Annotated in this window: 17 protein-coding genes; 13 read left to right on the top strand and 4 right to left on the bottom strand. The window is 66.6% G+C overall.

All coding sequences use genetic code 11. The features are described from left to right. Window position 1 precedes the first annotated feature (1 nt). Entirely contained in the window at window positions 2–1,153 is a 1,152-nt protein-coding gene (locus tag ACZZZN_RS07470) for a glutamate--cysteine ligase (RefSeq protein ID WP_463504536.1), read from the bottom strand. 209 nt (window positions 1,154–1,362) lie between these two features. Here ACZZZN_RS07470 and rpsP point away from each other — a divergent pair, with 209 nt between their 5' ends. Genes rpsP through trmD form a run of 4 tightly spaced genes read left to right on the top strand, consistent with a single transcriptional unit; the run spans window position 1,363 to window position 3,368 of the window. Next, a complete protein-coding gene (gene rpsP / locus ACZZZN_RS07465) occupies window positions 1,363–1,797 on the top strand; it encodes a 30S ribosomal protein S16 (protein ID WP_056307932.1) in 435 nt (144 codons plus the stop codon). 6 nt (window positions 1,798–1,803) lie between these two features. Further along, complete coding sequence (locus tag ACZZZN_RS07460) at window positions 1,804–2,034, top strand: RNA-binding protein (protein WP_463504535.1); 231 nt, start codon at window positions 1,804–1,806, stop codon at window positions 2,032–2,034. Window position 2,035: 1 nt separating this feature from the next. After that, a complete protein-coding gene (gene rimM, locus ACZZZN_RS07455) occupies window positions 2,036–2,638 on the top strand; it encodes a ribosome maturation factor RimM (RefSeq protein ID WP_463504534.1) in 603 nt (200 codons plus the stop codon). Window positions 2,639–2,657: 19 nt separating this feature from the next. Next, a complete protein-coding gene (gene trmD, locus ACZZZN_RS07450) occupies window positions 2,658–3,368 on the top strand; it encodes a tRNA (guanosine(37)-N1)-methyltransferase TrmD (RefSeq protein WP_463504533.1) in 711 nt (236 codons plus the stop codon). On the opposite strand, the gene ACZZZN_RS07445 is transcribed toward trmD, so the two are convergent. After that, the gene (locus ACZZZN_RS07445; RefSeq protein WP_463504532.1) at window positions 3,365–3,958 is read right to left on the bottom strand and encodes a histidine phosphatase family protein; all 594 of its coding nucleotides are present in this window, start codon (window positions 3,956–3,958) and stop codon (window positions 3,365–3,367) included. The two genes, trmD and ACZZZN_RS07445, sit on opposite strands and share 4 nt — an antisense overlap. A gap of 102 nt (window positions 3,959–4,060) precedes the next feature. Further along, entirely contained in the window at window positions 4,061–4,843 is a 783-nt protein-coding gene (map, locus tag ACZZZN_RS07440; protein WP_463504531.1) for a type I methionyl aminopeptidase, read from the bottom strand. A gap of 109 nt (window positions 4,844–4,952) precedes the next feature. Here map and ACZZZN_RS07435 point away from each other — a divergent pair, with 109 nt between their 5' ends. The 9 genes from ACZZZN_RS07435 to ACZZZN_RS07395 all read left to right on the top strand — a co-directional run bounded on the left by ACZZZN_RS07435 (window position 4,953) and on the right by ACZZZN_RS07395 (window position 11,972). Further along, a complete protein-coding gene (locus ACZZZN_RS07435) occupies window positions 4,953–5,450 on the top strand; it encodes an MFS transporter permease (protein ID WP_463504530.1) in 498 nt (165 codons plus the stop codon). Window positions 5,451–5,627: 177 nt separating this feature from the next. Continuing rightward, window positions 5,628–5,975 (top strand): 50S ribosomal protein L19, encoded by a 348-nt coding sequence (rplS, locus tag ACZZZN_RS07430; protein WP_463504529.1) that lies wholly within the window; start codon window positions 5,628–5,630, stop codon window positions 5,973–5,975. A 118-nt stretch (window positions 5,976–6,093) separates the two neighbouring features. Next, the gene (lepB, locus tag ACZZZN_RS07425) at window positions 6,094–6,828 is read left to right on the top strand and encodes a signal peptidase I (protein ID WP_463504528.1); all 735 of its coding nucleotides are present in this window, start codon (window positions 6,094–6,096) and stop codon (window positions 6,826–6,828) included. Beyond that, a complete protein-coding gene (locus ACZZZN_RS07420; RefSeq protein WP_463504527.1) occupies window positions 6,825–7,484 on the top strand; it encodes a ribonuclease HII in 660 nt (219 codons plus the stop codon). The genes lepB and ACZZZN_RS07420 overlap by 4 nt, the downstream gene beginning before the upstream one ends. A 47-nt stretch (window positions 7,485–7,531) precedes the next feature. After that, a complete protein-coding gene (locus tag ACZZZN_RS07415) occupies window positions 7,532–7,858 on the top strand; it encodes a DUF2469 family protein (protein ID WP_056419488.1) in 327 nt (108 codons plus the stop codon). A gap of 103 nt (window positions 7,859–7,961) precedes the next feature. After that, window positions 7,962–8,324: a YraN family protein gene (locus ACZZZN_RS07410; protein ID WP_463504526.1), complete on the top strand. Its 363-nt coding sequence runs from the start codon at window positions 7,962–7,964 to the stop codon at window positions 8,322–8,324. Then, on the top strand, window positions 8,321–9,850 hold the full coding sequence (locus tag ACZZZN_RS07405) for a YifB family Mg chelatase-like AAA ATPase (RefSeq protein WP_463504525.1): 1,530 nt from the start codon (window positions 8,321–8,323) through the stop codon (window positions 9,848–9,850). Before ACZZZN_RS07410 ends, ACZZZN_RS07405 begins: the two co-directional genes overlap by 4 nt. Beyond that, window positions 9,847–11,034, top strand: coding sequence for a DNA-processing protein DprA (gene dprA, locus ACZZZN_RS07400; protein WP_463504524.1), 1,188 nt, complete (start codon window positions 9,847–9,849; stop codon window positions 11,032–11,034). The genes ACZZZN_RS07405 and dprA overlap by 4 nt, the downstream gene beginning before the upstream one ends. Window positions 11,035–11,069: 35 nt before the next feature. Beyond that, complete coding sequence (locus tag ACZZZN_RS07395) at window positions 11,070–11,972, top strand: tyrosine-type recombinase/integrase (RefSeq protein WP_463504523.1); 903 nt, start codon at window positions 11,070–11,072, stop codon at window positions 11,970–11,972. Window positions 11,973–12,040: 68 nt separating this feature from the next. Here ACZZZN_RS07395 and ACZZZN_RS07390 read toward each other — a convergent pair whose 3' ends face one another. Beyond that, the gene (locus ACZZZN_RS07390) at window positions 12,041–12,571 is read right to left on the bottom strand and encodes a peptidoglycan DD-metalloendopeptidase family protein (RefSeq protein WP_463504522.1); all 531 of its coding nucleotides are present in this window, start codon (window positions 12,569–12,571) and stop codon (window positions 12,041–12,043) included. Between the last annotated feature and the right edge of the window lie 118 nt (window positions 12,572–12,689).

The raw sequence follows: 12,689 nt of genomic DNA, 5'->3' as shown, positions 1-12,689 counted from the left end.
CTCAGGGGCCGTCTGTCGACGCTTCGGGGCCGGATCGGAACTCACGGATCAGGTGCTGCACGACCGCTCCGAGGTCTCCTCCGGTGGCGTTGGCGATGGTGAGCTGCCGCTCGTAGCTGGCGCCGTCGCTGAGGATCGAACCGATGCTTCCGAACTCGCGGCCGCAGCCGAGCTCCACGGCGACCGGCGCGAGCTCCTCGACGATCTCCGTCAGGTGTTCACGCACGGGACGCTGGGTTCCGGAGTCATCGACGATCACTCGCGCGTCGAGGCCGTAGCGTGCCGCGCGCCACTTGTTCTCTCGGTGGAACCACGCGGGCATCATCGCCAGGTCGCGTCCCTCATCGAGCTGTCGCGAGAGATGCTCCACGAGCACCTGCACGAGGGCAGCCATCGCTGCGAGTTCCGGCAACGTCGAGAGTCCGTCGCAGGCGCGGACCTCGATGGTGCCCCAGCGCGGCGCGGGACGGATATCCCACCGAACTTCGGTGGCATCGGCCATCACACCGGTCCGCACCATGTCCTCGAGATACGACTCGTACTGAGCCCAATCCTTCAGCGGCCAGGGAAGACCGGCGGTCGGGAGCTGCTGGAAGACGAGAGCACGGTTCGACGCGTAGCCGGTGCGCTCACCCGCCCAGAAGGGGCTTGATGCGGCCAGCGCCTGCAGGTGGGGGAGGTACGCGGCCAGAGCGTTGATGATGGGGATCACCTTCCGCTGATCCTCCACTCCGATGTGTACGTGAATGCCCCAGATCATCATGTTCCGACCCCACCACTGGGTGCGCTCGATGAGCGTGTGGTAGCGCGTCTTGTCGGTCACTTCCTGCTCGTACCACTGGGCGAACGGGTGACTCCCGGCGGAGAGGAGTTCGATACCGGCGGGATCCGTGGCCTCGCGCACCGCAGAGATGGCGTTGGCGATGTCATCGACGGCGTGGGCCACCGAGTCGCCGATGCCGCTGGTGACCTCGATCGTGTTCGTGAGCAGTTCGCCGGTCACCGTGTGGCGTTCTTCGGCACTCTCCGCTTCGAGCGCCGCCAGGAGTTCAGGCGCTCGGCCGACGAGATCACCGCTCACCGGATCGGCGAGCATGATCTCCCACTCCAGGCCGACGGTGGACCGCGCCGAGGGCGCGAAATCGAGCTTCACGAGCACAGTCTGACACGCAGGTGCGGCGACACGGCAACCGTCATGTCGCCGCGTTTCGCGCCTGGGCCGCGCATCTGGCAGAATAGAAGGTCGGACGACATGCTCGACCCTCTATCCAGCATTCGTCCTCCCTCTTTGAGCTTCCGCCGGGTGTGCACCCCACTCTCCAGGCGATCGGTTCGTCAACTTCCACACAATTCAGGAGAATCGTGGCTGTCAAGATTCGTCTCAAGCGCCTGGGCAAGATCCGTGCGCCGTACTACCGCATCGTCGTCGCCGACTCGAAGACCAAGCGCGATGGTCGCGTGATCGAGGAGATCGGCAAGTACCACCCCACCGAGGAGCCCTCGTTCATCGAGATCGACTCCGAGCGTGCGCAGTACTGGCTCTCCGTCGGCGCTCAGCCGACCGAGCAGGTCGCCGCCCTTCTCAAGATCACGGGCGACTGGGGCAAGTTCAAGGGCGACAAGGACGCGAAGTCCACGCTGAAGGTCAAGGAGCCCAAGGTTCCGTTCGAGATCGACGCGTCCAAGAAGTCCGTCGTGAAGCCCAAGGCCGAGAAGAAGGTGGAGGCTCCCGCTGAGGAGGCTCCCGCCAAGGCCGACGCGGAGGCCGCTGAGGCTCCCGCCGCCGACTCGGAGTAATCCGTCGTGCTCGCCGCCGCGCTCGAACACATCGTCAAGGGGATCGTCGATCACCCGGATGATGTGCGTATCAACTCGTCCACCTCGCCGCGAGGCGATCTCCTCGAGGTGCGTGTGCACCCCGATGATCGTGGACGCGTGATCGGGCGCGGCGGCCGCACCGCCAAGGCACTGCGCACGCTCGTCTCCGCGCTGGCTGATGGGCGTCGCGTCCGCGTCGACGTCGCGGACGACTGACGTGGTGGCGAAAGAACGCAACCAGGGCAAGAACCAGCTCCGCGTAGGGCGTCTCGTCAAGGCTCATGGCCTCAAGGGCGCGCTCAAGCTGGAGCTCTACACCGACAACCCCGAGCGTCGTTTCACGCCGGGCGCCGAGTTCACGTTGCAGGTGCCAGAGGCATCTCCGTGGCACGGCAAGACCGTCGTCGTCCGCGAGTACCGCGTGATGAACGGCAATCCGGTCGTCTTCCTCGAGGACGTCGACGATCGTGAGGGAGCCGAGACTCTCGTCCGAGCGATCCTCTGGATCGATCAGGACGACGACGAGGTCGAGGACGACGCATGGTTCGACCATCAGCTCACAGGGCTCGATGTCGTGCGCGATGACGTCGTCATCGGCAAGGTCGTGCGCGTGGAGCACTTCCCCGCCCAGGATCTGCTCATCGTCCGATCCGGAGATCGGGACATCATGGTGCCGTTCGTCCAGGCGATCGTCCCGACAGTCGATGTCAGAGGCGGCCGCGTCGTCGTGACTCCGCCCCCCGGGCTCTTCGAAGAGCTCCCGGACCCGACCGACACAGCGGATGCGGGAGAGTCCCCGGACTCCGACGCGTCCGAGTGACCGCTGGTACGGTTCCTCCGTGCGCATCGACGTCCTCTCCATCTTCCCGTCGTATTTCGACGGCCTGACGCTCTCCCTGCTCGGCAAGGCGCAGAGCACCGGCATCCTCGATCTCCGAGTGCGCGATCTGCGCGAGTGGACCTCTGATCGTCATCGCACCGTCGACGACACCCCGTACGGTGGCGGCGCCGGGATGGTCATGAAGCCCGAACCCTGGGGCCTTGCGCTCGACGAGCTCGCGTCAACGAGCGCCGAGGCGACGCAGACCCGACCCACGATCATCTTCCCCTCGCCGGCAGGGGAGGTCTTCACTCAGGCCACCGCACGCGACCTGAGCACCCGCGATCACCTGATCTTCGGCTGCGGCCGGTATGAAGGGATCGACGAGCGGGTCTTCGAGTACGCGGCGTCGCTGGGTGAGGTCCGTCTCGTCAGCCTGGGCGATTACGTCCTCAACGGCGGGGAGGTGGCGACCATGGCGATGATCGAGGCCATCGGCCGCCTCATCCCCGGAGTGGTCGGCAATCCCGAGAGCCTCGTCGAGGAATCCCACGAGGACGGCCTCCTCGAATACCCCTCGTACACGAAACCGTCGATGTGGCGCGATCGTGCGGTACCAGACGTCCTGCTCAGCGGCAATCATGCTGTGATCGCGTCGTGGCGGCACGCGCAGCAGATCGAGAGGACCCGCCGACGCCGTCCGGACCTCCTGTCGGAGGACGAGCTCTAGATCATCGACTCGACGCCGCGATCGATCTCGAAGACGACGTCATGCGGATGCCGCAGCGACAGTGCCGATGCCGGCTCGAGTCCGCCCAGCTCGGCACGGATCATTCGTCCCAGCATCTCGTGTGTCACGAGGACGGGCGCCCCCGTAGACGCCCAGCCGCACGATGACAGCGCCTGCCGAGCACGGGCCCGCGCCTGCGCGTAGCTCTCTCCGCGGGGGAATGCCCAGCCGTAGGGATTACCGGCCCGTTCCTCCCGGGCGGTGGGAAAGCGCTCATCGATCTCACCCCATGTGAGCCCGGCCATTTCGCCGTGGTCGACTTCAGCGAGCTCGGGCACCTCGACGACCTCCGCCTCTATGCGAGCTGCGATGATGAGCGCCGACCGCAGCGTGCGGCCGAGAGGACTTGTGCAGACCGTCGTTATCCCGCGACCCACCAGTCGTTCGGCAACGCTCTTCGCTTGAAGGATGCCGTCGCCTGTGAGTGGCGAGTCCTGCTGACCCTCGAGCCGATGAGCGAGATTCCACCGGGTCTGGCCATGACGAACCAGGAAGAGGCGCTCAGGCACATGACGGTCCTGCGGGATCATGCACTCAGAATGGCATAGCGCAGTCTCCGTCCGTAGGTACGGGGGACGTGCCGGACGGTGCCGGGTCGCGAGAGGAGTCGGCGGGCGCAGCCCACCCGCCGGTCAGTCGACGCCGAGGAACGACCTGTCGGTGAGGATGATCGGTCCGTCGCTCGTCACGGCGACCGTGTGCTCTGAGTGAGCGCCTCGTGATCCGTCGACGCTGCGAAGGGTCCAGCCGTCCGGATCGGTGATGAGTTCGTCCGTGGTCCCGAGCAGCCAGGGCTCGAGGGCGAAAACCAGGCCCTCCCGCAGAGGGAATCCTCGTCCCGCCCGGCCGTCGTTGGGAACATGGGGGTCGCCATGCATGATGCGTCCGACGCCGTGACCGCCGAAGTCGGTGTTGATCGAGTAGCCCTCACCGTGCGAGACGGCCGCGATGGCCGCGGAGATGTCGCCGATCCGGTTTCCTACGACCGCCGCAGCGATCGCAGCGTCGAGAGCGCGCTCGGTCGTCTCGATGATCCGGAGATCTTCGTCGCGCGGCGTGCCGACCACGAACGACAGGGCAGAGTCCGCGACCCAGCCGTCGACGGACACTGCGAAATCGAGGGACACCAGATCACCGTCGCGCAACGAGTAGTCGTGGGGGAGCCCGTGAAGGACGGCGTCGTTGATCGACGTGCAGATCACTTTGCCGAAAGGGCTCGCGCCGAATGACGGGTGGTAGTCGATGTAGCAGGACTCGGCGCCCGCTTTGCGAATCATCTCGTGAGCTCGCCGGTCGATGGTCAGCAGGTTCGTTCCGACCTTCGTCTCATCCCGCAGCGTGGCCAGGGCCTCGGCCACGAATCGACCTGCGGCGCGCATCTCGTCGATCTCGGCAGGGGTGCGCAGTTCGATCATCGGGTGTCCTCTCGTCTCGTCCATTCTCCCCGATATGCCGATGGCCGGCGTTCACGCGCTCACAGCGAACACCAGGACAGCGGGAGCCGAGGCGTCGTACGATTCAGTCATGTGGTTGCGTCAGGCGTTCTTCCGCTGGCTGATTCCAGCGGCTTTCCTGCTGCCGCTGTGGCTGTTGATCGGCTGGGGAGTCTTCCAGGGAGGTTGGGCGATCCTCTGGGTCCTCTTCATCGCCGTACCCTCGGTCTTCGTCGGGCAGCTGGTGCTGACGTTGCTCACGCGCTCCCGGCCCTCTGTGCGAGCCGAACGGGCCGTCTCATGGTTGGATGTCGCGGGATTCACCCTGTGGCATGCTCTGACCATCGCGGTCGGTTGCTTCATCGACGGTGCGTTCGGCTGGCTCCTCGCCGCAGCCGTCGTCGTGGGTGTCGGCATGTTCTGGCTCCAGTTCTGGCAGCTCTGGACCGAGGCCAAGGCGAATGGCGCGGGTTTCCGTCAGACGGTGTCGTGGTCGATGGCGGAGGGCGTCGGAGCGGAGGGTTCTTCCGAGCGATCGGCCAGGGGGCCCGAGGTCATCGTCGTTCGGGAGACCGACTCCCGCGACTGACAGTCGGTCAGCGTGTTTTGGCTGCGACGCGCTTCCGTGGCAGAATGGATGATTGTGCCGTGACCGGCTCTGCCTCAGGGGAGCCCGCGGACGCTTCGGCGCCGTTCAGCACGAACCCGTTCTTATTCCTTCCTACATCATGCATCCGACCTGAGGCGAGTGCAGAGAGAGACGATCATGCAGATCCTCGACGCCGTCGACGCAGCCTCGCTGCGTTCCGACATCCCCGTCTTCAACCCCGGTGACACCGTCAACGTGCACGTGAACATCACCGAGGGAACCCGCTCGCGTATCCAGGTCTTCAAGGGCGTCGTCATCGGCCGCCAGGGCGACGGTGTGCGCGAGACGTTCACCGTTCGCAAGATCAGCTTCCAGGTGGGAGTCGAGCGTACGTTCCCGGTGCACTCCCCGGTGATCGACCACATCGAGGTCGTCACGCGCGGTGACGTGCGTCGCGCCAAGCTGTACTACCTCCGCCAGCTGCGTGGCAAGAAGGCGAAGATCAAGGAGAAGCGCGACAACTGACGTTCGCGTTCTCCACAGCACCCCGGGACACGATGTCTCGGGGTGCTGTGTTTTCAGCGAGGTGTGCGAACCTTGGTACGGCCGTCTCCGAGCGGTGCGAGACTGTGAAGGATTCCAGATGACGACTGACTCAGCGGCCGCGTCCGCGCCCCGGACCAGGCGTCGCCGCGGTCTGTTGATCTTCCTCCGCGACGTGCTCGTGATCATCGTGATCGCGGCCCTCGTGTCGTTCGTGGTGAAGACGTTCGTCGTCCGCTCGTTCTACATTCCGTCCGCGTCCATGGAGCGGACGCTCATGGTCAAAGACCGCATCCTCGTCGATGAGTTGACGCCACGCTGGACCTCCTACGACCGCGGCGACGTCGTCGTGTTCAAGGATCCGGGCGGATGGCTGGACGGACTTCCCCAGACTCCCGCTCAGCCGCCCTTGCTCGAAGCGGTCGATTGGGTTCTCAACGTGGTCGGCATCTCTGCGACGGACTCGCAGGATCACCTCGTCAAGCGAGTCATCGGACTCCCGGGCGACCACGTGGTCTGCTGCAATGCCCTGGGGCAGATCACGATCAACGGTGCTCCGATAGACGAACTCGACTATCTCAATCTTCCGGACGGCGATACCGCTGCATCGAATGAGGCCTTCGACGTGACCGTGCCGGAGGGTTCGCTGTGGCTCCTCGGCGACAATCGTGACCGTTCGCGCGATTCGCGAGCGCACCAGGAGCTGCCGAGCGGCGGATTCGTGCCGCTCGACAACGTCGTGGGCAGAGCGTTCCTCACCACCTGGCCGCTCGACCGTCTCGGGTCGATCGACGGACACCACGACAGCTTCAACGGGGTGCCGGAACCGGAATGACCATCGCCGTGCCGACGCTCGCACTGGAGCGGAGAATGCTCCACGACTGCGACCTCGTGATCTCGCTCGACGAGGTGGGCAGAGGTGCGCTGGCCGGGCCTGTCGCGGTGGGCGCCGCGATGATGGATGCTGCCGGGGCTCGGCGCCGCGTGCCCGAGGGGCTCCGGGATTCCAAACTCGTCAGCGAGAAGCGCAGGCCCGACGTGGCTCAGCGTGCATCCGCGTGGGTGCAGGCCTCCGGCGTCGGATGGGCGAGTTCGGCTGAGGTCGATGCTGTGGGAATCATGGGTGCGCTCGGCCTCGCGGCTTCGCGCGCGGTGCAGAGCATCGTCGACCAGGGCGCCGTGCTCACGAACGCCCTGGTGCTGCTCGATGGAAATCACGACTATCTCTCCGCCGTCCATCCGGAGCCGCTCCGAGTGCGGCCGGTGATCAAGGCGGACAGGGACTGTGCATCCGTCTCGGCCGCATCGGTCATCGCGAAGGTCGCCCGTGATTCCCATATGGCGATGATCCATGAAGAGCACCCGGCCTATCAGTGGAGCAGGAACAAGGGATACGCGAGCGCTGAGCATCGAGACGCCATCCGTGCTCTGGGACTGTCGCCTCACCACCGGTCGTCCTGGGCCATCGCCGATGCGCCGACGCTGTTCTGAACTCCGGTGCGGCTCAGCTGTGCGGTCGACTCTAGGATGGACACATCATGGATGAGGAAGCCTTCGACGACTACGACCGCGAGCTCGAGCTCGCTCTGTTCCGCGAGTACCGCGATGTGGTCGCCCAGTTCCAGTACGTCGTCGAGACCGAACGACGGTTCTATCTTGCGAACGAGGTCAACGTCGTCCGGCGTGACACCGAACACGACTTCTACTTCGAGATCTCGATGAGCGACGTCTGGGTATGGGACATCTATCGCGCAGATCGATTCGTGAAGGCTGTCCGGGTCCTCACCTTCAAGGACGTCAACGTGGAAGAACTGCAGCGGCGCGAGTTCGAGATTCCCCAAGAGCTCTCGCTCGACGGCGAGTGATCATCTCTGCACAGGGAACCGTCCGCTAGAGGTTCTCCCGGCTGGCCGGTGATTCCGGGCTCTCTCGTGAACGCGTGGTCGAACTCGTCGACAGGCTGTCCTCATGGCAGCGAAAGATGAACTCGGCAGAGCCGGTGAAGAGCGAGCGGTCCGTTATCTGAGCGCGGTCGGCTATCGCGTCTTGGACCGGAACTGGCGCTGCGGGCAGGGCGAGCTGGACATCGTCGCCCGGATCGACGGACGCCTGGTGATCGTCGAGGTGAAGGCCCGGCGCACCGCAGCATTCGGCCACCCGTTCGAGGCGCTCGATCAGCGAAAGCGGCGTCGACTCTGGCAGCTCGCCCATGCCTGGGCGGCGGCGCATCCCGAGGAGGCCCTCGGGCTCGACATCTCTCTTGAAGCGATCGGGATCATCGGCGCCGACCCGGCCAGCGGAGACCTCGAGCACCTCACGGATCTCTCGTGACGACCGCGAGGACGTGGGCTGTGGCGCTCGCGGGCGTGGTCGGACACATGGTCGAGGTCGAAGCCGACCTCTCCAACCAGACGCCGGAGTTCAAGATCATCGGGTTGCCGGACAAATCGCTCGGAGAAGCGGTTCAGCGCGTGCACAACGCCTGCAAGAACGTCGGGTTGTCGCTTCCGCGCCGCCGTCTCACTGTGAACCTGTCTCCGGCAAGTCTGCCCAAGCAGGGGTCGGCGTTCGATCTGAGCATCGCTGTAGCCGCGTTGGCAGCGGGCGGTGCGCTCCAGGGGCGGTCGATCGCCCGGACCGTGCATCTGGGCGAGCTCGGCCTCGACGGGCGGCTGCGGCCGGTTCCGGGCGTGCTCCCCGCCGTCTTCGCAGCGGTCCGCGCAGGATTCGACACGATGATCGTGCCGCATGCGAATGAGGCGGAGGCGCTGCTGGTTCCGGGGATCGATGTGCGGGCCGCGTCGAGCCTCGCCCAGGTGGCGCTGTGGCATGGCGCCGAGGTCGAGATCGGTGAGTTCGAACCGGTCGACTCGCCGGTGGCCGTCGCCGACCATTCGGAATCGCTCGATCTCGCTGATGTCGTCGGCCAGGATGCCGCCGTCGAGGCTCTCATCGTCGCGGCGGCGGGTGGCCACCACATGCTGCTGAGCGGTCCTCCCGGTGCAGGGAAGACGATGCTGGCGAGGCGGCTACCCGGCATCCTGCCCAGGCTCAGCGACGAGGAGGCTCTCGAGGTCGCATCGATCCGCTCTCTCACTGGTGAATCCGTGCGCACACTCGACTTCGTCCCGCCCATCCAGGCGCCGCATCACAGTGCGTCGGTCGCGGCCCTCGTCGGGGGAGGGTCCAAAGCAGCACGCCCGGGTGCCATCGTCCGCGCGCACCGCGGGGTGCTCTTTCTCGACGAGGCCGCCGAATTCTCCCGGGTCGCGCTCGACTCACTCCGACAGCCGCTCGAATCGGGGAGCATCGAGGTCAGTAGAGCGGGATTCACAGCGAGCTACCCTGCGAGTTTCCAACTCGTGCTGGCGATGAACCCGTGTCCGTGCGGCAACTACGGCGTGCGAGGACTCGAGTGCGTGTGCCCGTCGCTTGCGATCCGCCGCTACTCGACCCGGTTGTCCGGACCCCTGCGGGATCGGTTGGACATCGAGTTGCACGTGGCGCGCGTCGCCGCGATCCACGCGATGAGCGGGTCGCGAACGGACCTCACCTCGGCGTCGGCTCGTGACCGTGTCCTGGTGGCGAGGGACCGGGCGGCCTCGAGATGGCGAGGTACACCCTGGCGGCGCAACGGCGAGATACCGGGAGCTCGCCTGCGTCAGATCGATATCAGGATCGGATCCGACGCGCGCTCTCCACTCGACCGCGCTCTCGAACGTGGTGCGCTCACGCTGCGAGGCTACGATCGCGTGCTGCGGGTCGCCTGGACGCTGGCGGATCTCGCAGGAGTGGACAGGCCCGGTCGTGACGAGGTCGGCGGCGCGCTCTTTCTCAAGAGAGGGGTCGCCTCGTGATCGATGCGCTTCTTGCGGACGAGGGCCTCCGAGCATCCCTCGACGACGTGCACCAGCACGCTGAGCACGCCGAGGCGGTCGCGCGGATCGCGTGGTCGGTGCTTGCCGAGCCGGGGGACGGGGTGGCGGGCACGCTGATCGGGGAGTTGGGCGCCGCTGATGCACTGCGATTCGTGTTCGGCGAGAGCCGGACACTGGTTCCTCCCGGAAGCGAGAGTCGTGCGCTCACAGAGGCGATCGCCCGATGGTCCGTTCGAGCCGACCCTCGGGCGGTGCGACGCGCGATCACCGACGCACGAGACGTGTCGGCCGGCCTTGTCATCCCAGGCGACCCGGATTGGCCGGTCGGACTGGACGATCTCGGTGTGCACGCGCCGGCTGTGCTGTGGGTGCGCGGTGACCGCTCGTTGCTCAGCAGGTCTCCGCGGGTCGCGATCGTCGGTGCGCGAGCGGCGAGTGCGTACGGTGAGATGGTTGCCGCAGAGATGGCGGGCGATCTCGCGGCAGGTGGCGCATCGATCGTCTCAGGCGCCGCGTATGGCATCGACGGTGCAGCGCACCGGGCGGCTCTCGCCGTCGACGGCGCCACCGTGGCATTCCTCGCCGGGGGTGTGGACAGGGCGTACCCGCAAGGCCACCAGCAGCTTCTTCGCAGGATCGTCGACACCGGTGCCGTGGTGAGCGAGGTGCCATGCGGGGTGGCTCCGACGAAATGGCGATTCCTGTCGCGGAATCGACTCATCGCCGCCCTCGGCCAGGCGACTGTCGTCGTCGAGGCGGGGTGGCGAAGCGGGTCGCTCAACACTGCCGGGCATGCTGCCTCGCTCGGTCGACCTCTAGGCGCCGTACCCGGGCCTGTCACCTCCGCATCATCTGCCGGGTGCCACCGCCTGCTTCGCGAATACGACGCCCGTTGTGTCACGAACGCCAGCGAAGTGCGCGAGCTGTGGGAGGCCGTGACGGGCGACGGTCCGATGCCGGAGAGCGCGATCGATGCGGAGAATCGTCGGGTGCTCGATGCCATCGGAAGTCGCAACTGGCTGCCCAGCGCAGAGATCGCCAGGCGTGCCGGGCTCGCTCCCGGTCGCGTGACCGCGCTGCTGGGCATCCTCGATCTCGAGGGTGTGGTCGAGCGCGGCGAGGCAGGGTGGAGGAAGAAGCGGCTCAGCGATCGGCGAGGCTGACCTCCGCGCGCGTCAGGCTCGGGCAAGCTGTCACCATGGAGTTCTCGGTCGCGGCCGACGCATTCGTCGATCACCTCGAGAAGGTGCGCCGATTGTCGGCTGCGACGGTACGGGCATATCGCTCGGATCTTCGTGATCTGAGGACGAGTGTGAGCGACGCGTCGCTGGAGGCCATCGATCTCGAGATGCTCCGCGACTGGTTGTGGCGGGCCACTCAGCGAGGCGATGCGCGTGCCACACTCGCGCGCCGAACGGCCACGGCCCGGTCTTTCTTCGGCTGGGCGCAGGAGCAGGGGTTCATCGACGTCGACCCGAGTCTGCGGCTCGTCGCCCCGAAGCGCGGTCGAACCCTGCCCACAGTCGCATCGAAGGATGCGATGGAACGCCTGCTCGACGACCAGCGCATCATGGCGCAGTCGGGCGAGCCGATCGCGCTCCGCGACCACGGGATCCTCGAGCTTCTCTACGGCGCAGGCATTCGCGTCTCGGAGCTGTGCGGGATCGACGTCGACGACGTCGATCTCGACCGCTGCACCGTACGTGTACTCGGCAAGGGCGCCAAGGAGCGGGTCGTTCCGTTCGGAGCCCCGGCCCGGACCGCCATCGGCGACTATCTCACACGTGCACGCCCCGCCCTGCTCACGCGTTCGTCCACCGCTACGGCCGCTCTGTTCCTGGGCTCCCGTGGGTCCCGCATAGGCTCACGGGCGGTCTACTCATTGGTCGCAGACGTGCTGTCGCCGGTCGTCGGAGCAGAGACCGTGGGACCGCACGCGCTCCGTCACACTGCGGCGACGCATCTCCTCGACGGAGGCGCAGACCTTCGGGCGGTGCAGGAGATCCTGGGACACGCGAGCCTCGGCACGACTCAGATCTACACGCACGTATCGGCTGAGCGGCTCACCGCCGCGTATCGGCTTTCGCATCCCAGAGCCTGAACAGACCTCGCGGGCGGGGGAGGGGCGGAGTGGCCACGTGGTCGGGGGCGCCCGTGGATGGCCATGGATCACAGTGGCGCGCAGCAGGGGAGAAGCACGGCGCGGGGCACCTGTCCGAACATCAGCAGCGGATTCATATAGAGACCGTCGAGACGCACACCGACATGCAGAGCCCCCGCCGCCGCGTGTCCACCGTGAGCGACCGTGCCGATCTCGTCGCCCGCCGAGACGAGATCGCCCACGGAGAGATCCGACAGAAGCGGTTCGAACGTCGACACGTATCCACCTGGATGTTCGATGGTGAGGAGCGGACGATCGACGACCGTTCCGCGGAAGGCGACGACCCCGTCGTCCGGCGCTCTCACGACTCCGGTCCCCGGCGCCAGATCGACGCCACGGTGACCCGCCCCGTACTCGTTGGCCGGGGCACGGTACGCGGCAAGGACCTCTCGAGCCCCCTCGACCGGCCAGGCCCACAGAGGGTGCGCCGACTCGGCTTCAGGCTGAGAGGCGGCGGAGGCACCCGAAGCGTGGCCGATCGCCGCCGGCAGCGCGACGAGGGCGAGGAGGCAGAGGAGGCGTGCGAAGCGTCTGTGCATCGACCGATCCTCCTGCCGGAGGGTCGGGCCGCGGCCATGCAGTCCGTCCTGGGAGCGGTCGTCACGGAGAAGGCGTCCATTCACGCTGCTGTGCAGAGCGAGTCCCGCTCGGGGATCC

Source organism: Microbacterium sp. AC145, assembly GCF_979258505.1.
This window is presented reverse-complemented; position numbering and strand designations above follow the sequence as displayed.